21 protein-coding genes are annotated in these 19,081 nt (G+C 29.3%); all 21 read right to left on the reverse strand.

Going from position 1 to position 19,081, the window contains the following annotated elements; all coding sequences use genetic code 11:
• Nucleotides 1–38 precede the first annotated feature (38 nt).
• The 21 genes from HMPREF0078_RS07710 to rpmH all read right to left on the reverse strand — a co-directional run bounded on the left by HMPREF0078_RS07710 (nt 39) and on the right by rpmH (nt 18,742).
• Nucleotides 39–878 (reverse strand): MurR/RpiR family transcriptional regulator, encoded by an 840-nt coding sequence (locus HMPREF0078_RS07710; protein WP_004839589.1) that lies wholly within the window; start codon nt 876–878, stop codon nt 39–41.
• A gap of 101 nt (nt 879–979) precedes the next feature.
• Nucleotides 980–3,067, reverse strand: a complete 2,088-nt coding sequence (gene ftsH, locus HMPREF0078_RS07715; RefSeq protein WP_004839590.1) for an ATP-dependent zinc metalloprotease FtsH — start codon at nt 3,065–3,067, stop codon at nt 980–982.
• Nucleotides 3,068–3,538 (reverse strand): MarR family winged helix-turn-helix transcriptional regulator, encoded by a 471-nt coding sequence (locus HMPREF0078_RS07720; RefSeq protein WP_004839591.1) that lies wholly within the window; start codon nt 3,536–3,538, stop codon nt 3,068–3,070.
• Nucleotides 3,539–3,851: 313 nt separating this feature from the next.
• On the reverse strand, nt 3,852–4,703 hold the full coding sequence (locus HMPREF0078_RS07725) for an NAD(P)/FAD-dependent oxidoreductase (RefSeq protein WP_004839592.1): 852 nt from the start codon (nt 4,701–4,703) through the stop codon (nt 3,852–3,854).
• Complete coding sequence (locus tag HMPREF0078_RS07730; RefSeq protein WP_004839593.1) at nt 4,703–5,023, reverse strand: thioredoxin family protein; 321 nt, start codon at nt 5,021–5,023, stop codon at nt 4,703–4,705. Before HMPREF0078_RS07730 ends, HMPREF0078_RS07725 begins: the two co-directional genes overlap by 1 nt.
• 24 nt (nt 5,024–5,047) lie before the next feature.
• Nucleotides 5,048–5,644 carry a P-II family nitrogen regulator gene (locus HMPREF0078_RS07735; protein WP_004839594.1) on the reverse strand — a complete coding sequence of 199 codons (597 nt, stop codon included), beginning with the start codon at nt 5,642–5,644 and terminating at the stop codon, nt 5,048–5,050.
• Nucleotides 5,644–7,035: a DUF1538 domain-containing protein gene (locus HMPREF0078_RS07740; protein ID WP_004839595.1), complete on the reverse strand. Its 1,392-nt coding sequence runs from the start codon at nt 7,033–7,035 to the stop codon at nt 5,644–5,646. Before HMPREF0078_RS07740 ends, HMPREF0078_RS07735 begins: the two co-directional genes overlap by 1 nt.
• A 94-nt stretch (nt 7,036–7,129) precedes the next feature.
• Complete coding sequence (gene pta, locus HMPREF0078_RS07745) at nt 7,130–8,116, reverse strand: phosphate acetyltransferase (protein WP_004839596.1); 987 nt, start codon at nt 8,114–8,116, stop codon at nt 7,130–7,132.
• 65 nt (nt 8,117–8,181) lie between these two features.
• On the reverse strand, nt 8,182–8,652 hold the full coding sequence (locus HMPREF0078_RS07750) for a DUF4446 family protein (RefSeq protein WP_004839597.1): 471 nt from the start codon (nt 8,650–8,652) through the stop codon (nt 8,182–8,184).
• A complete protein-coding gene (locus tag HMPREF0078_RS07755) occupies nt 8,640–9,245 on the reverse strand; it encodes a cyclodeaminase/cyclohydrolase family protein (RefSeq protein ID WP_004839598.1) in 606 nt (201 codons plus the stop codon). The genes HMPREF0078_RS07750 and HMPREF0078_RS07755 overlap by 13 nt, the downstream gene beginning before the upstream one ends.
• On the reverse strand, nt 9,232–10,071 hold the full coding sequence (locus HMPREF0078_RS07760; RefSeq protein WP_004839599.1) for a ParB/RepB/Spo0J family partition protein: 840 nt from the start codon (nt 10,069–10,071) through the stop codon (nt 9,232–9,234). The genes HMPREF0078_RS07755 and HMPREF0078_RS07760 overlap by 14 nt, the downstream gene beginning before the upstream one ends.
• A 2-nt stretch (nt 10,072–10,073) precedes the next feature.
• Entirely contained in the window at nt 10,074–11,072 is a 999-nt protein-coding gene (locus HMPREF0078_RS07765; RefSeq protein ID WP_004839600.1) for a ParA family protein, read from the reverse strand.
• Entirely contained in the window at nt 11,050–12,264 is a 1,215-nt protein-coding gene (locus tag HMPREF0078_RS07770; RefSeq protein WP_004839601.1) for a CinA family nicotinamide mononucleotide deamidase-related protein, read from the reverse strand. The genes HMPREF0078_RS07765 and HMPREF0078_RS07770 overlap by 23 nt, the downstream gene beginning before the upstream one ends.
• An 87-nt stretch (nt 12,265–12,351) precedes the next feature.
• Nucleotides 12,352–12,981, reverse strand: coding sequence for a 16S rRNA (guanine(527)-N(7))-methyltransferase RsmG (gene rsmG / locus HMPREF0078_RS07775; RefSeq protein ID WP_004839602.1), 630 nt, complete (start codon nt 12,979–12,981; stop codon nt 12,352–12,354).
• Nucleotides 12,974–14,890 carry a tRNA uridine-5-carboxymethylaminomethyl(34) synthesis enzyme MnmG gene (mnmG, locus tag HMPREF0078_RS07780; protein WP_050756657.1) on the reverse strand — a complete coding sequence of 639 codons (1,917 nt, stop codon included), beginning with the start codon at nt 14,888–14,890 and terminating at the stop codon, nt 12,974–12,976. Before mnmG ends, rsmG begins: the two co-directional genes overlap by 8 nt.
• Entirely contained in the window at nt 14,880–16,244 is a 1,365-nt protein-coding gene (mnmE, locus tag HMPREF0078_RS07785) for a tRNA uridine-5-carboxymethylaminomethyl(34) synthesis GTPase MnmE (RefSeq protein WP_004839604.1), read from the reverse strand. Before mnmE ends, mnmG begins: the two co-directional genes overlap by 11 nt.
• Before the next feature lie 118 nt (nt 16,245–16,362).
• Nucleotides 16,363–17,232 carry an RNA-binding cell elongation regulator Jag/EloR gene (jag, locus tag HMPREF0078_RS07790; RefSeq protein WP_004839605.1) on the reverse strand — a complete coding sequence of 290 codons (870 nt, stop codon included), beginning with the start codon at nt 17,230–17,232 and terminating at the stop codon, nt 16,363–16,365.
• Nucleotides 17,198–17,956, reverse strand: a complete 759-nt coding sequence (locus HMPREF0078_RS07795) for a YidC/Oxa1 family membrane protein insertase (RefSeq protein ID WP_004839606.1) — start codon at nt 17,954–17,956, stop codon at nt 17,198–17,200. Before HMPREF0078_RS07795 ends, jag begins: the two co-directional genes overlap by 35 nt.
• A 41-nt stretch (nt 17,957–17,997) precedes the next feature.
• The gene (gene yidD, locus HMPREF0078_RS07800) at nt 17,998–18,210 is read right to left on the reverse strand and encodes a membrane protein insertion efficiency factor YidD (RefSeq protein WP_004839607.1); all 213 of its coding nucleotides are present in this window, start codon (nt 18,208–18,210) and stop codon (nt 17,998–18,000) included.
• Nucleotides 18,200–18,550: a ribonuclease P protein component gene (gene rnpA / locus HMPREF0078_RS07805; protein WP_004839608.1), complete on the reverse strand. Its 351-nt coding sequence runs from the start codon at nt 18,548–18,550 to the stop codon at nt 18,200–18,202. The genes yidD and rnpA overlap by 11 nt, the downstream gene beginning before the upstream one ends.
• A 57-nt stretch (nt 18,551–18,607) precedes the next feature.
• Nucleotides 18,608–18,742 carry a 50S ribosomal protein L34 gene (gene rpmH, locus HMPREF0078_RS07810; RefSeq protein WP_004815746.1) on the reverse strand — a complete coding sequence of 45 codons (135 nt, stop codon included), beginning with the start codon at nt 18,740–18,742 and terminating at the stop codon, nt 18,608–18,610.
• Nucleotides 18,743–19,081 lie beyond the last annotated feature (339 nt).

Raw genomic sequence — 19,081 nt, forward strand, 5'->3', positions numbered from 1 at the left:
TGAAATAAAATTTCAAGTGTTTCTTTACATTTTTAAAATTAAATTTTAAGTTTATCTGTAAATTCTTTGGTAACTTTTAAATTATCTACTACATAATCATAATTTAATCCTATATAAGAAAAATATAAAATATCCGTTATGATTAGAGATGAAAATCTCGACGCAATTGCTCCATACCTAATTTCTTTTTCACTTGATGGAATTTTTATAAAAACATCGGAATCTTTTGCAAGTTTTGAATTTTCATTTTTGCTTATACTTATAAGAGAGGCTCCCTTAATTTTCGCATAATTAAATGATTCCAAGACTTCTTTTGTTTTTGCCCCATAAGTTATTGCAATTAAAAGATCATTTTTTCCTATATGAGAAATTCTTGAAAGATTTGTATGGGCGTCTTTCTCATAGTACACATCTGCCCCTGCCCTTAATAATTTATAATAAAAATCTTCGCATATAAGTCCAGAACCTGCCACTCCTGAAAGATAAATTTTTTTAGCCTTATTTAAAATTTGGCACGCCTTTTCGATTTTTTCTTCATCTATTAATGCATAAGTTTTTTCTATTGTTTTTTGTATATTTGCCTTAGACTTATTTATTATATCCTTTGTTTTGTCAGATTTTTTTATTTCATCTTCTATAAAATCACTTTCTTCTTCAAAGGCTTTTGCAATTGATATTTTCATATCCACAAAGGAATTATAGCCGATTTTTTTTACAAATCTTGTAACAGCAGCCTGAGATGATTTTGTATTTTTTGCAAGGTCAATACTCGATTGTTTTATTATCAAGTCCTTGTTGTTTAATATATAAGATGCAATATTTTTATCTGTCTGAGTAAAACTATCTTTTTTATCTTCAATTCTAATTATATATTCCATATAAACCTCAAAACCTCAAAACATTTAATTTGAAGTTAATTTTATTTTCTATTTTTAATCTTTTTCCCTTAAAACAAAAAGAGCCAATTAGGCTCTTTTTATTATTCATCTTCTTGATTTGATTGTTCACTTGAGCCTAGGGCTATTGTATCATCTAAATCTTTATCTGAAGATTTTTCTTCATTTTCTTTCAAAGTTTCTTCCAATTCCTTTTTCAAATCTTCATTTGAAATTTCGCTAGAATTTTCTTTTTTGTCATCTGATGTTTTTATATCATCTTCGATTGCTTTTTCTTCTAATGTATTTTCATTTGAAGGTTCTTCTTTAGGATTTTCTCTATTTTCTACAGGTTTTTTATTTAATATTTCCATAAATTGCTCGCCTGTAATTGTTTCTTCTTTTAAAAGGAAATCTGAAATTTCATGAAGTTTTTCTAAATTATCTTTTAAAATTTCTATAGCTCTCATGTGAGCTTGGGCAATAATTTTTCCTACTTTTTGGTCAATCTTATCTCCAGTTCCATTTGAAACTATCATTGATCTTTGACCGCCAAGGTATCTTCCTTGAATTTGTTCAAGTTGCATAAAGTCAAAGTCATCATCCATACCATAAATTGTTACCATATTTCTTGCTATGGCCGTGGCTTTTTCTATATCGTTGCTTGCTCCAGTGGTTTTTGCATTAAATATTAATTCTTCTGCACTTCTTCCACCTGCCAAGGTTACTATTTCATCAAATAGCTCTTGTTTTGTCATTATAAATTTCTCATCTTTGTCGACAGTCATTGTATAACCCAAAGCTCCACCAGTTCTTGGTACAATTGTAATTTTGGTTACTGGGGTTTTTTGTGTTTGAATTGCTGCAACAAGAGCATGTCCTACTTCGTGGTAAGCGATAATTTTCTTTTGATCGTCTGAAATAACTGCATTTTTCTTTTGGGCTCCTGCTATAACTGTTTCGATTGATTCTTCAAGGTCTGTTTGGGTTAGTTTTTTACGTCCTTCCCTAACAGCTCGAAGAGCACCCTCATTTACAATATTTGCAAGGTCAGCTCCACTTGTTCCTGCAGTTCTTTTTGCTATTTCTTCATAATCAATTTCATCTTCACGCTTAATTTTTTTTGCATGAACTTTTAATATATCTTCACGACCTTTTAAATCTGGAAGTTCTACTTGAACCCTTCTATCAAAACGTCCTGGTCTTGTTAGAGCTGGGTCTAGAATTTCTGGTCTGTTGGTTGCAGATAATAAAACTACTCCCTCAGTTGCATCAAATCCGTCCATTTCGTTTAGCAATTGGTTAAGTGTTTGCTCACGTTCGTCATTTCCAGAATATCCTGAAACATCACGTTTTTTACCAATCGCATCTATCTCGTCGATAAATACTATACAAGGTGCTTTTTCTTTTGCTTGTTTGAAAAGATCACGAACCTTGCTAGCACCCATTCCTACAAACATTTCTACAAATTCAGAACCTGAAATTGAGAAAAATGGAACATTTGCCTCTCCTGCAACAGCTTTTGCAAGAAGAGTCTTACCTGTTCCTGGAGGGCCTACAAGAAGTACTCCTTTTGGTAAAACCGCACCGATTTCCTTGTATTTTTGTGGTCCATGCAAGAAATCTACTACTTCATTTAAGCTATCTTTCGCTTCTTCTTGACCTGCTACATCTGCAAAGGTCTTGCCAGTTTTGTTTTCCATATAAATTTTGGCGTTTGATTTACCAAAATTCATAAAGTCTCCGCCGCCACGGCCTCCCATAGTCTTTGATAAAGACCTATTTGCCATATAAAATATAAAAAGTAAAAACAACAATGGCAAAATACTTGTAACAAACAATGTAATCCATGGGCTCATCTTTGTTTCAACTTCCTTGGTAAAGGTCAAGTTTTTGTGTTTTTTGCTAGCCTCAAGAAGTCTTTCAGTAAGGTCAGTATCTGGCCACAAGCCTGTGATGAATTTTTGCTTATCTCCATCAACTACCGCTGTGAAAGTGTAATTATAATCATCTTTTGTAACTTCTCTAACTTGTCCATTATCAATCATTGATACAAATTGAGAATAAGTTATCTCTTTTGGTTTTCCCTCAGCCCTAATTGGTTGCAAAATTTGTTGAATAACCAAAAAGGCCACAATGGCAATAATCCAATAATAGACTAGAGGCCTTTTGCCTTTTTTAAATGATGGCATCTATAAACCACTCCTAACAATGTAATCGTCTAATAAATTATCTAGTGAATCTAATTCATTAATTATTGTTTTTAAATTAGAATTTATTCTTTTTTCGTCTTCTTTAGGTCTAATTTTATCAAAATATTTGCTTACCTTTTCAGCAGCATCAAAACCCTTTTGTGTTAATTTCACATTAACAACTCTTTCATCTTCATCAGATCTATTTCTATCAACAAATCCTTGTTTTTCCAATTTTTTGCAAATATTAGAAATATTTCCGCCATTTACTCCAATTGATTTACCAAGATTTCCTATAGAAACTGATTCATCAGATGCTGATAGAGTCATAATCATTTTAAGTTGAAGAGTTGTAACGCCCATTTCTTGAGCTGTTTCTTGTAAAAGCAAATCTATCTTATGTGATATTTCCCTAATCATTGAGAATATAGAGTTATTAAATTCAAAAAATTCTATGTGTTTTCTTGTCATATAAACCTCCTTACAATTTATAGACTGTAATCTAGAATAGAATAATCTACTTAAATATTATTCTACATATAATACGACAATTTTCAAGTAAAAAGAAAGAATATTTTTGATAATTAATTTTAATTATGTATTAATTATGTTTTTTACAATTTTTATATTATTATAGCTAAAATTATGATAAATTTTTTTGAAATTAAAAAAATCTCCAAGCATAAAAAAATAAATTATTAATGAATTTTTTTAAAAATAATTTTAAGCAAAAAAATAATGCCACACTTCATTGCATGACATTAATTGTTTCACGTGAAACATTTTATTTATTTTTACTTATATAACTTGCCGCATTTAATCCAGCAATTTGTCCTTGACCTACCGCCTTATTTATTTGATAAGGTGTGCCAACTATATCTCCACAAGCAAATAGACCTTTTATATTTGTTTTCATATCTAAGTCTACTTTTATATGAGTATTTTCAATTTTCACTGATGGCACAAGACTTTTTGGCTTTGAAGAATTTTTTATTACAAAAAATCCATCAGCCTTCAATTCTTCCCCATCTTCTAATATAAGACTTTCGGCCTTCAAAGCTCCTAGAAATTTTTTTGGCTTTTTGTTTATAACTTTAATTCCATCGTCAAGTTTCACAGAATTTTTATTTGGATTTACATAAATTGTTTGGCTTGCCATTTTATTTATAAAATTTGCTTCTTCAATAGCTTCTTCATTATATCCAACCAAGACTACTTTTTTTCCTTTATATAGGCTGGCATCACAAGTTGCACAATAAGAAATTCCTTTGGCAAAAAATTCATCTTCTCCTTCAATGCTTTTTCCCATATCAATTCCTGTTGCAATTATGCAAGCTTTTGATGTGAGCATTTTTTCACCCAAATCTATTGAAAAATACTCTCCCATGGCATAAACTGCCTTTATTTTCCTATCCAATATCTTAACAGGATATTTTTTTATATGGTGTATAAAATTATTGTATAAGTCCAAGCCTTTTATATCACTAAATCCCAAATAATTTTTTATTGAGGGACTTTTTTCCAAGGCTTTTGATTTTTTTCCAATAATTAGAACTTTTTTTCCTCTTATACTAGCATTTAGACCTGCAGAAATTCCTGCAGGCCCAAATCCTATTATTATTAAATCATAATCCATTATTTAAGTTTTTCTATTTCTTCAAGAATTACTTCTTTAGCTTGAAAACCTACTAGCGTATTTTTTAAAACTCCACCTTTAAATAACATCATTGATGGAACTGCATTTACATTATATCTTCCTGCAAGGTCTGGATTTTCATCTACGTCTACTGAATATATTTCAAAATCAACTTCGCCTTCCATTTCTTCAAGAACTGGTTTTTGCATTTTGCAAGGTCCACACCAAGTTGCTGAAAAATCTACTAAAACTATTCCTTCGTTTTCTAAAACGTGTGTATCAAATTCACTTGTATTTATTTCTTTCATAATATCCTCCATTTTTTCTCTTTAAATTATACCGTCTTAATTTTGCTCAACAAGCCCGCGCACATCTGTGACAGGAAGTGAAAATAAAATCCCTTTTGAGTTTTCATCCAAATTCATTGCATCATAAATTGCTGATTTTACTTTCTCTGAAATCTCCTTTTTTATAAGCATTATGACAATATCTTTTTCAGGCTCTATAGTCATATTTAAAAACACAGATTTTTTTTGAATTCCAGATCCTCTGCCATGAACAACAGTTGCGCCTTTTGCTCCTTCTTTTTGGGATATTTCTATAACTTTATCTGCATTTTCCTTATTAACTATCACATACAAAGCTTCATATTCCATATCTATTTCTCCTTTGTAATCTACTGGTGTCGTAAACATTATAGATGTGTTTTTCTTATCAAATTTATCTTTTATTTGGTCTAATAAATCATTTACCAAATCATCATTTACAAGTGCTGAAACTATTTCTTTTTTTTCCTTATCAATTTCTAAAACTTCAAGAATATGTGCATTGGCAGATCCTTCTGCCAAAAGGCAAGATATTGACTTAGCACCTTTTTCTTTTAATTGGTTCATAATTTTTGACCCTTTTGATCTTGGTGTTATTATTCTTAAATATTTCATTATCCTTCTATGGCCTCCTTATAAAAAGATCCCATTATCATAATTGTAATCACTGGCATTAAAGCTACAAAGGCAATCACTCCAAATCCGCCATCAATATTTCCTGCAACTCCTTGACAAAAACCTAATATAAAAGTCGCAGTCATTGGCCCTGATGCAACTCCTCCCGAATCAAAAGCAATTCCTACAAAGAGTTGGGAAACATTTCTTGATAAAATTAGAGCTATTAAAAATCCTGGAACAATTATCATCCATAATTTAAATCCGTCTATTTTTATTCTAAACATAGCAAGCATAACTGCAAAAGCAACTCCAACAGAAAGAGCTTTCATTATTGAAGATTTGTGAATTGAACCTCCTGTAACTTCTTCGACTTGTTCTGCCAAAACAAAGACAGCAGGCTCTGCCAAAACTACCAAAAGTCCCAAAATAAATCCAATGATAGGTACAAATCTAAAATCAGAGTAATTCTCCCCCATAAGTCTTGCAAGCTCCATAAATCCACCTTCTACACTTGCCAAAAATATTATCAGCCCTAGGTAAGTGTAAATTAAACCAAGATTTATTGATTTTTTATTTTTAATTTTAAAAACTAGCTTATCCATTATAAAAAACACCAAAGTTATTGGTAAAATTGCAAAACTTGCCGATTTAAATCCTGAAATCAAAGCTAGTTGATGAGCTTGATCTTCTAGCAAAATATTTTTTGAATTTATAGACATAGTCATCAAAAGTCCCGCAAGAATTGGTCCTGTTGATGCGATTCCTACAAGGCCAAAGGAATTTTCTTCTCCCTTTTTTTCTCCCTTTAATTTACTTACTCCAAGACCTAGAGCAATAATAAAGGGAGTTGTCATTGCGCCTGTAGTTGCTCCCGATGCATCAAAAGCTATAGCGTGACCCAAATCATTTACTATAAACATTAGAATAAAAATCACACTATAAATTATAATCATAAGTGTTGAAAGTTTTATTTCTTTAAAGATCCTAAAAAGACCAAGAGAAATCATAAAGCCAACCCCAATCGAAATTATGGCTACTATTAATAAGGAAGAAAGTCCAATAGCACTTCTTACTTGATTTGCTAAAATTAAAAGATCTGGTTCTGCAATTGAAATTATAAATCCTATAAAAATGCCAAAAATAATAACTTTAATTATTTTTTCAGATTTTGCAATAAAATCTCCCATATATGTTCCAATTTTTGAAATTGATAGATTAACTCCAGTAAGAAAAATAGAAAGACCAAAAATTATCCCAATACATCCTATTAAAAATTTTATAATAATTTTGTTCTCTACTGGTCTAAATAAATTTAAAATTAAAACTAAAACTGCTATGGGAACAACAGCTTTGGAATTTTGTTTTATTTCTTCTCTAAATATTATCATCACCTCTTTTTGTTTTATTATTTTTATATTTTATATATTAATTTTTTGTATAACAAAAGAGGCAATCTAGCGACTGTCTCTTTTGAAGTTTTTATTAATCTCTAACTTGATTTGCTGTTAGTATTGTTAATTTATATACGTCTTCTTCGTTGCATCCTCTTGAAAGGTCATTAACTGGCTTGTTTAATCCTTGAAGTATTGGTCCTAAAGCTTCGTATCCACCAAGTCTTTGTCCAATTTTATATCCAATATTTGCAGCTTGTAGATCTGGGAAAATAAATACTTTTGCTTTTCCTGCTACATCTGAATTAGGAATTTTCTTTCTTGCAACTTGTGGTGAAATTGCTGCATCAAATTGCATTTCTCCATCAACTTTAAGATTTGGATCCATTTCTTTTGCAAGTTTTGTAGCTTCTTCTACTTTTCTTGCAAGTTCGTGTTTTGCAGATCCTTTTGTTGAAAATGATAGCATAGCAACTATTGGTTCAATTCCAAATTCTTCTGCTGTTTTTGCTGCTTCAACTGCAACTTCTGCAAGTTCGTTTGATTGAAGAGTAATATTTATTGCTGTATCTGCAAATAATAATTTTTCTCCATTAGGTCCAAGCATAATCATAACACCGGATACCCTATTTACACTTTTTCTAGTTTTGATAAGTTGTAGGGCTGGTCTTACAGTATCTCCAGTTGGATTTGATGCTCCTGAAACCATTCCGTCAGCTTTTCCAGTTTGAACTAGCATTGTACCAAAGTAATTGTTATCTTTCTTTAGTATATATTCACCATCTTCTCTGGTGTTTTTGCCTTTTCTAAGTTCAACGTATTTATCTACTAATTCATCAAGTAGTTCGCTTTCTCTAGGGTTTATTATTTGAATATCTCCTAATTTTACCCCTTCTTCTTCTGCTACTTTTTGAATTTCTTCTTTATCTCCTAAAAGTATTGGTACTATAAGACCATCATTTTGATGTCTAATAGCTGCTCTTAATACTCTTGAGTCATTGCCTTCTGGAAATACTATTTTGCGATTTTTGCCCCTAATATTTTCAGTAGCAAGTTCCATAACTCCATCGTTTGCCATAATTACCTCCTAATCATAAATCGATTTTAGCATTAATATTATACCCCAATAATTTTAATTATCTTCTATAATTTTGCTTTTTCTAAAGATTCCTTTTCCTTTTCGGAAAGCTCTATGTCACACTCTCCATTTGTAATCTCTTTTAAGTAAGTATTTGAGCCATCTTGTGAATATAAATTTGTAAGAATTATTCCATTATGATAAGAATCTAGGAGAGTTAATGAAAACGAATTTCTTCCTCTTTGACTATCAAAAGCATCATAATGAACAACTGCCATTTTGCTAACAGCTCCCATTGTAGTATTTTTTGTATCTGATGATCTTTGGTCAAGAGATTTTATTTCCCTATTTGATTGTTCGATTTGGTCATTTAATTGTAAAATTAATTCTTCAAGATTTACATCAGGATTTTTACCCCTAAGTAGATGATCGTATCTTCTTTTTTGTCTTTTTAGTTTGTTATTATTAGCTTTTATCATAGAATATTCAAAAATAACAAGAATAAATAAGATTACTATAGCTATTATTTGTCCCATTTCTTTTCCCTTTCTTCGATGATTTTCATATTATCCTTATATAATTTATCACAGAAATTTATAATAGATTTGTAATTTGTTTTTTCATGATTTGGATCAGTAATATTTTCCTCATTCAAAATAAGGTTTATAAAAGAAGAATGGATTGATTCTTTTACAAGTCTAAGTCCTATTTCTCCATCAGAAATCGCATCAATATTTCCATATTTTAAAATAAAATCACAATCTTGCAAAACAATTATCATAAGCTCTATAGTTCTTTTTGGAGCCTTGTTTGCCTCTATAATATAGTCGTCGTAATTTTTTATTTCCTTATTTTTATAAGCTTTTATTAAAAGATTTACCTTATCAATATCTTCTTGCATAAGTTCTTTTAATTCTTCAGAATATTTTTTGAATTTATCTTCAATTTTTTTGGATTTTTTATTTAATTTTTCATCCTTATAATCTTTTTTTGCCATCATCAAAATAAGGTTTAAGCCTAGGTTTCCAACAAGACTTGTAATAGCTCCTCCGCCTGGATTAGCTGTTTTTTTTCTGGTATTTTCTATAAGATGGTCTACAGAAAAATCTATCATTTTATTCTTTTCCATTTTTTAATCTCCAATATAAATTTTCTATCTCCTCAATAGAAAAACAATCAATAGTAACCCTATAAGTTTCATTATTTTTTTTAATTTCTACCTTTGAATTAAGTAGGTCAATAAATTTTTCCTCAAAATCCTCAAATAAAATCCTATCTAAATTATCTTCCTTTTGATTTTTTTTGTTATTTCTAGAACTAATCTTTTCAACTTTTCTTATATTTGTTTTTTTATTTTTAAAATCATAAAGGCTTTTTTTTCTATCTTCTTCATCCTTTATAGAAAGAAGTGTTCTTGCTTGTGATGAAGAAATATTCCCCTTTTCAAGCTCTTTTTTTGAATTTTCATCAAGTTTTAAAAGTCTTAGGGTATTTGCAATGTAAGATCTTGATTTGCCAACAGTTTTTGCTATTTCATCTTGAGTCATACCATAGTTTTTTGAAAGCTCATTATAAGCATTAGCCTCTTCAAGACCAGATAAATCTTCCCTTTGAACATTTTCTACTATAGAAAGAATATCAATATCTTTTGTATCTACATTTTTTATAATTGCATCAATTTCTTTTAAACCCAAAAGCTTACTTGCCCTAAACCTACGTTCTCCAGCAATTATTTCATATCTTATCCCATTTTTTTTAAGGACAATTGGGTTTAATAAGCCATATTTTTCTATAGATTGACTAAGACCTTCCAATGATTTATCATCAAAATTTTTCCTAGGTTGATCTTCTCTAGCATAAATTTTTTCCAAAGGAATCCTAACTATGGCCTTATTTTTTTTGTTATTTTCTGGTATTAGAGATCCAAGTCCTCTACCCAATGTTTTTTTCGTCATAGCTAATCCCTCTTTTCATTATTTACTAGTTTATTTTTATTAAAAGAAAATTTATTTTTCTTTACTATTGTCTCATCAGAATTTTCTTTTTTATCATTCTTAACTATGTTTTTATCTTCCTTAGATTTTTCATCACAGATTTCTTTAGTTTTTTCTGAATTTTTTATCTCAGCATTATTTAAATTATCATTTTTTTCTTCAATCTTTGAATTTTTTTCTAAGTTTTCCTTTTTTCCAAAAATATTTTCTACAAGCTCTTTTGCCAAAGACAAGTAAGCTCTAGCTCCCTTAGATTTTTCATCATAAGATATAACAGATTTTCCAAATGATGGCGCCTCTGCGAGTTTTATATTTCTTGGAATCATAGTAGAAAATACTTTTTCTTTAAAAAATAATTTTACTTCTTCTACTACTTCATAAGATAAATCCGTATCCTTATCAAACATACAAAGTAAAACTCCCTCAATTTCCAAATCTTCTTTTATGGATTCTTTTATTGTTTGATAAGTTTTTAATAGCTCGCTCACTCCCTCAAGAGCATAGTATTCTGTTTGAATAGGAATAATTATAGAATCACTAGCTACAAGAGCATTTAAAGACAAAAGTCCCAAAGATGGCGGGCAATCTATCAAAATAATGTCAAAATCTTTTTTTATTTCTTCAATGATTTGGCTAAGCATTTTCAATCTTTCTTCTTGATCAAGACTTACAAGCTCTACTTCAAGACCTGACAAGGAATTTTCGCTAGCTATTAGATAAGGACCTTCCTCACTTTTTAAAATATAATCCTTGTGATTATCCCCTTCATCATAAAACAATTTGTATATTGATTTTTCAAGTTCATTTTTATCAAAACCAAGACCTGTTGTCGTATTGGCTTGTGGATCAAAATCAATAACCAATACTTTTTTATTAAGTTTTGACAAGGATACCGCAAGATTTACAACGCTTGTAGTTTTTCCTACTCCACCTTTTTGATTAAATATCGATATTGTCTTCATACTTACCTCTCATAATAATTATAGCAAGATCTAAGGCTCGATTTTTTGCAAAAAGTCTTGCCTTATTCCTATCAGCTGAAAATTGAAATTTTTTTATAACTTTTTGGTTCTTATATTTTATAGCAAGAATTACCTCTCCCTTGTGGGCATAGCCAGTTGATCCTATACAAAGACTTGAATTTGTAATTTTGTATAAGCCTTCCACCATTTCGTTTGCACACTCAACACTTACCGCACTATATTTTTCTAATGTTTCACGTGAAACATTTAAAATCTTTTCTTTAATTTTATCCGAATAAGTTATATAGGATTCTTCTATTACCTCACTTGCTCCACTTATATCTATTATTGATGAAGCAATCAATCCCCCTGTTATAGATTCACAAGTAGAAACTTTTTCGTTTCTTTCTTTTAATAAATTTATTAAAGTTTCTTCTTTTCTCAAACCATCATCGGAAATAAACAAATTTCCAAAAATATTTTTAACTTCTTTTTCTTTTTCATTTAATAAAAAATCTGCTTCTTTTTCGCTTTTAGCCTTTGCAGTAATTCTTAAAAATCCACCTTCATTATCAAAATAAGGAGAAATTGTAGGGTTTGTTGATGACAAATCAATTCTATTTGCCATATCCCATTCTCCCAAAAGTCCAATTCTTAAATTCTTCGATTTAATAATAGCATCTTTTTTCAAATAACTTGAAAGTTTATTTTCAAACATATATTCCATTTCTCTTGGTGGTCCTGGAAGAAGAATTATCTTAGTCTTATCTCCCATTATGCAACCTGGAGCTGTTCCTTTGTCGTTATCTAAAATAATTGCACCTTTTGGAAATTTTGCTTGTTTTAAATTTACCTCAATAGCTTTTTTATTATTAGAAAAATATCTTTCAATTCTTTCTTTTGATTTTTTATCTATTTCTACTTGGTTTTCTTTACCTATAACTTTTATGGCTACTTCTTTGCTTATGTCATCTTCAGTTGGTCCAAGCCCTCCTGTTACAAAGATATAATCAACTTTTCCATAAGCATTTTTCATCGCTTGGTACAATCTATCAAAATTATCTCCAATAGTTACCATCTTATAGACATCTATTCCATATTCTGTAAGTTTTTGTCCTATAAATTTTGAATTAGTATCTGTAATATTTCCTAATAATATTTCTGTTCCTACAGAAAAAATTTGTGCTTTCATAAATCCTCTTTTCTCTATAATAGTATAACATATTTTCAATAAAAAAATGTTTCACGTGAAACATTTTTTCTTTTATTTATTTTATTTTTATAAAGGATTCTTTTTGGGTTGATTTTTTCCTCTAGGATATTTCTTTTTCGTTGACCTTACTTTTTTTATTAAAATATTTTTTCTTGTATTTCCGTAAAGATCAATTGTATCAATATTAATTAATTCTCCTCCCAAAATTTTCAAAGCACTTTGTGCTTGTTCATATTCTTCTTCTGCTTTTGGACCTTTCATAGCTATAAATATTCCGCCAACTTTTAAAAATGGAAGAGCATATTCTGAAAGTGTTGATAAATTTGCAACAGCTCTTGAAATAACCATATCAAATTCTTCTCTATGATCTTTTGCGTAATCTTCTGCTCTGATATGAATAGCTTTGGCTTTTTCAAGTTTTAATTCTTCTATTACTTCATTCATAAAATTTACTTTTTTATTTACTGAATCTATCAAAGTTAAATCAAAATCTGTTTCAATTCTTAGAGGTATTCCTGGAAATCCAGCTCCTGATCCAATATCCAAAACTTTCATTCCTTTATTTATATATGATTTTATAGTAAGAGAGTCTTCAAAATGTTTTATCCTTATTTCTTTCGGATCATCTATGCTTGTTAGATTAAATTTTTTATTTGTTTCTATGAGCATTTGTTCATATATTTTAAACTTATCCATTTAAATCTCCTGCCTTAAGTCTTATAAGAAGTACATTTATATCAGCTGGCGAAACTCCTGAAATTCTTGAGGCTTGACCTATTGAATCTGGTTTTATTTTATTTAATTTTTCTGCTGATTCTTTTTTCAATCCATTGATTTTACTGTAATCAATATCATGGTCTAGTTTTTTGTTTTCAAGTTTTTTAAATTTTCCTATATCTGCCATTTGTTTTTTGATATATCCTTGATATTTGATTTCTGTTTGAACTTGAATTTGTTGGAATTTTGGCAATTCTGGTCTATCAGGATCCAAAACTTCCAATTTTTTATAAGTTAATTCTGGTCTTTTTATAAGATCGAACAAACTATATCCAGTTTTTATAGGATTTGAACCTATTTTTTCTAGAATTTCATTATTTTCTTCGTTAGGACTAATCATTACATTTTTTAATCTAGAAATTTCTTTTTCAATATTTTCTCTTTTTACCACCATTTTTTCATAACGTTCATCTGATACAAGTCCTATTTCATGTCCTTTTTCTGTAAGCCTAAAATCAGCATTATCTTGCCTCATTGTAAGTCTATATTCACACCTTGAAGTCATCATCCTATATGGTTCATTAGTTCCTTTAGTTACTAAATCATCAATCAAAACTCCAATATAAGCATCAGACCTATCAAGAATTAAGGCATCTTCTCCTCTTAATTTTAAAGCTGCATTTATTCCTGCAATAAGACCTTGCCCTGCAGCTTCTTCATATCCACTTGAACCATTTATTTGTCCTGCAAAAAATAAATTTTCAATCTCTTTTGACTCTAAACTTCTTTTTAAATTTGTAGAATCAAGGCAGTCATATTCAATTCCATAAGCAGGTCTAATGATTTTACAATTTTCTAAGCCTTCTATGGTTTTATAGAATTCTTTTTGAACTTCTTGAGGAAGAGTTGATGAAACGCCTTGAATATACATCTCATCTGTTGAAAGACTTTCAGGTTCAATAAAAACTTGGTGGATGTCCCTATCTGGAAATCTTACCATTTTATCTTCAATTGATGGACAATATCTTGGACCAATTCCTTTTACAAGGCCTGCATACATTGGTGACCTATCCAAATTTTCCATAATAATTTCTTTAGTTTTTTCTGTTGTATATGTCAAATAACAAGCTTCTTGTTTTTTATCTGAAAAATCTTTGTCTTCATTTAAAAATGAAAAGGCAACAACATTTTCATCTCCTTTTTGAATTTCAGTTTTTGAAAGATCTAGACTTTTTTTATCAACTCTTGCTGGAGTTCCAGTTTTAAAACGTCTTAATGAAAAACCTAATTGCTCTAAACTATCGGATAAATGAGTTGCTGCAGATAAACCATGTGGACCTGATGTTTTTTGAAAATCTCCCATCAAAATTTTTCCATTTAAATATGTTCCTGTGCAAACCACACAAGCTTTTGTAGGAAAAATTGCCCCTTGAATTGTTTCAACGCTTTTTACTTTGCCATCTTCAATATTAATTTTATCTACTTCTTGTTCAAACAAATCAAGATTTTCTTGATTTTCAAGAGTTTTTTTCATCTCTTGATGGTATTTGATTTTATCAGCTTGAACTCTCAAAGAATGAACCGCTGGACCTTTTGATGTATTTAACATTCTTGATTGGATGAAAGTCTTATCAATATTTATTGCCATTTCTCCACCCAAAGCATCAATTTCTCTAACTATATGTCCCTTTCCAGTTCCTCCAATATTAGGATTACATGGCATATCAGCCACCGATTCCATACTTGTCGTAAGAACCAAAGTTTTAAATCCAAGCCTAGCAGAGGCAAGACCTGCCTCACAACCAGCATGACCTGCACCTACAACAACTACATCATAGGCTTCGTCTATATATTTATGATTTTTATTTTCTAACTTATTATTTTCCAACACAAAACTCCCTAAATACCTTATCCATTATTTTATCTGAAACAGTTTCTCCTATTATAAGTCCCAAATCATCATAAGAAGATCTCAAATCAACTTCTACACAATCAATAGGAACATAAGCTTTTATATCATCTAATGATGATTCCAGTTTTTTTCTTGAAGAATTTAATAATCTTTCATGTCTTAAATTTGTTATCATCAAAGATTCCTTATTTAATTCTTTTGAATCAAAAATATCAAAAATTGCCCCTTCTAATTTATCAACTCCATCTCGTGAAACCATAGATGTTTCGATAATTTTAAAAGAATCATCAAAATCAATTTTTGAAATTTTTGAATCCAAATCAATTTTGTTTAAGATTATAATAGCATTTTTTCCTTTTAACATATCCAAAATCATCTTATCTTCGTGATCTAGTTTTCTGGACCTATCAAATATTGCTATAATAAGATCTGCATCTTCTGCTAATTCTTTTGATCTTTGCACTCCAATTTTTTCAACTTCATCGTGGGTTTCCCTAATTCCTGCCGTATCATTAATTTTTAAAGTTAAATTTCCAAGATTTATATACTCAGTTATAGAATCTCTTGTAGTTCCAGGAATATCTGTAACAATTGCCCTGTTTTCATTTAATAAAACATTTAAAAGTGAAGATTTTCCTACATTTGGCTTGCCAATTATAGTTGTTTCAATCCCATCTTTTACAAGCTTTCCCTTATTTGCTGTTGCTAGAAGTTTTGAAATTTCATCATAGGCCTTTTGCATAAAATCTATAATATTATCAACTGGCAAATCCTCTCCATCTTCGGTAAAATTAATAGAATATTCTATTCTTGATAAGGCCTCAAGTTCTATATTTCTAATTTCCTCAATTTTTTCTCTTAACAAACCTGATAAATGTTTTAAACCTTGTTTTTGTGATAATTCATTGGTTGAATTTATAATATCAAGAACTGCCTCAGCTTGGGATAAATCTATTCTTCCATTAAGAAAAGCTCTTTTTGTAAATTCTCCCCTATCTGCAAGCTCACAGCCCATATCCAATAATAAATTCAAAATATCTCTTACAGAAATCATTGAACCGTGGCAATTTATCTCGCAAATATCTTCTCTTGTGTAGGTGTTTGGTCCTTTCATAAAATTAACCATAACTTCATCAAAAATACGGCCGTCTTTTTCTATATGACCGTATCTCATCATCCTATTATCTTTTTCTTTATCTAAAGCCCTGTTATTTATTGGCTTAAAAATCTTTTTTATAATGTCAAAAGATTTATCGCCACTCATACGAACTATAGATATACCACCACTACCTTGTGGCGTAGAAATTGCTGCTATTGTAGATTCACTCATAATTCATCCTTTCTAAAATGACTGTTTACCTTTGACATAAACAAAATTTTCATTCTTTCCATATTATACATTAATTTTACCAATTAAAAAAGATGTTTCACGTGAAACATCCTTTATGTTAATCTAATTTATAATCAACTACAACATATCTTTTTGGCTCAACTCCTTCTGAGTGAGAATCAAGCTTATCATATTTTGAAATTTGCTCGTGAGCAAGTCTTCTTTCATAGGAATTCATATATTTTAAGTTCCAACTTTTTCTTGTTTTTAAAACTTTTTTGCACGCCTTATCAGCAAGCATTACGATTTTTTCATCACGTCTTTTTTTGTAGTTATTTATATCAATATTAAGCTTAACCTTATTTGATCTTGCTTTTATAATTTTTCTTATTACAGTTTCAATTGCATCAAGGGTTCTTCCATTTTTGCCAATTACAATCCCTGTATCTTTTGGATCAATTTTTGCATCAAGCTTAATGATGTTATCTTCTAAATTTCCAATAACTTTTACATCTTCAAAGTGCATTTGGATTAAAATTTCTTCTAACAAATCTTTTGCTTTGTAATAAAGACTTACTTCATCTTCTTTTTGGTCAGAATCTTCTAATTCTTCTTCAAAATCTTCTTCTATTAAGTCTTCAAAAGATTCATTTATTTCATCCAAATTTTCTTTTTCATCCAATTCATCTTCAAAAGAATTTTCTTCTTCTATTTTTTCTGATAAATCTTCCAAATCAAATTCTTTTTCTAGCTCTTTTTTGCTATCTTCTTCAATTTCTTTCATTAATGAATCAATTCCCTCATTAATATCTTCATCGTAAGAAATTTTAACAACAGCATCTTTTTGTCCAATTAAACCTAAAAATCCTGTAGATTCTTCTTCTATAACTTCAATATCAACTTCATTTATTGATTTATTAATTTCTTTTAAAGCTTCATTAATAGCTTCATCTTTAGTTTTTGCTGTTTTTACTATTGATCTTTTCATCTTTTTCCTCTTTATCTCTTTTGCTTAGGCCAACTAAATATTGTCCTCCAAGAATTAAAAGTCTTGCAAGTGAGCTTGTTGTCCAATATAAAGGCAAACCTGCAGGAAGGTTTCTAAATACAAAATAATAAATTACTGGCATAGCCAAAAGCATATTATTCATAGAACCCATACCAGGAGTATTTTGAGCTTGACCTTGAGGTGATGTTTTCATTGTGAAAAGTTGAACACCTAATTGGCTTATACTTGTTAAAAGTGGCAAACCATAAAATAAAGGATCTGCCTTAGAAAGGGTTGGTACCCATAAAAAATTATCTTTAACTTGGTGCATTTCACCTGCAAATATAAATTTATTTGGATTTTGAATAACCCTATATAAAGATAAAAGTATTAATAATTGGAAAATCATAACCAAACATGAAGATATTCCTGGTCCTACGCCTTCTTCCTTATATAATTGTTGCATTTTTTGTTGCATAATTTGAGGATCGTAGGCATATTTTTTCTTAATTTCTTCAACTTTTGGCTGAATCTCTCCACTTTTTGCCGCTTGTTTTTGTTGATTCATAGTCATTGGTATAGTAATTAATGATACCAAAACTGTCATTAAAATAATTGAAATAGCATAAAAACTTATATTAGATGGTTCAGTAAAATTATTTACTAAAGAATCATAAATAAATTTCATTAAGCTACCCAATATTTGTGCTATAAAACTTAACATTATCTCTCCTAATCTCTAGTGTAAATATAAAAAATCAATTGCTAGGCCGGATCGTATCCTCCTTTAGAAAAAGGATTGCACCTTAGAATTCTCCAACAAGCCTTAAAAAAGGCCTTAAAAAAATTGTACTTTTTAAAACAGTCAATAGCATATTGGCTACAAGTAGGATAATATTTACATTTTCCAGAGCCTAATAGTGGAGAAATAAACAATTGATAAAATCTAATTAATATTAGAAAAAGTTTATTTAACATATCTAATTTTCTTGTCCTTAAAGGCTTTACTAAGTACGTGTCCCAAAGAAGATTTAAGTTTTTGGTAAGTAAAATCTGTGGTATGTTTTTTTGGAATAATAATTATATCTACATTATTAATATTCCTATAATTTTCATAAACAATTGCCCTAAGTCTTCTTTTAAGTTTATTTCTTTGATTTGCCTTGCCTATTTTTTTAGAAATAGAAAAGCCAAACCTTGGCCTATTTACACCGTTATTTTTTATAAAAACGGTAAAATCTCTATTGTAGTAGTGCTTAGATTTTTTATAAACTCTTTCAAAGTCTACATTCTTTCTTAAACTAAATTGTTTTTCCATAAGAATAAAACCTAACTTCTAACTTATCTACAATATAAAAAAGCCGCAGCTTTTTTATTATGCAGATAATTTCTTTCTTCCCTTTTGTCTTCTGGATTTTAAAACTCTTCTACCAGCGGGAGTTGACATTCTTTTTCTAAAGCCATGGTCTTTTTTTCTTTTTCTTCTATTTGGTTGATAAGTTCTCTTCATATTATCACCTCCTATTATTTTACGCTGTCTTTTATTATATTTAAATAATGGTAGAAAGTCAAGGTTTTAAATATAAAAATACAAAAATTTAAATTAAAAATTAATGCTTAAATTTTATAGGTTTATATTTTTATTTGAAAATAAAAAATAATACTTTAAATTTTTTAAAATTTAAAATTTTTGTGTGTAAATTTCTATTTTTTCTGAAATTTTAATACTAATATAAGTTTTATAAATTTTATGCAAATATCCATCGAATTTAAATTATTATTTATGTGTGGATAAGTTTTTTTAATTATATTTTATACACATACAATTTTGATTGTTCTTTATTTGAAT

Source organism: Anaerococcus vaginalis ATCC 51170, from assembly GCF_000163295.1.
GTDB classification, from domain to species: domain Bacteria; phylum Bacillota; class Clostridia; order Tissierellales; family Peptoniphilaceae; genus Anaerococcus; species Anaerococcus vaginalis.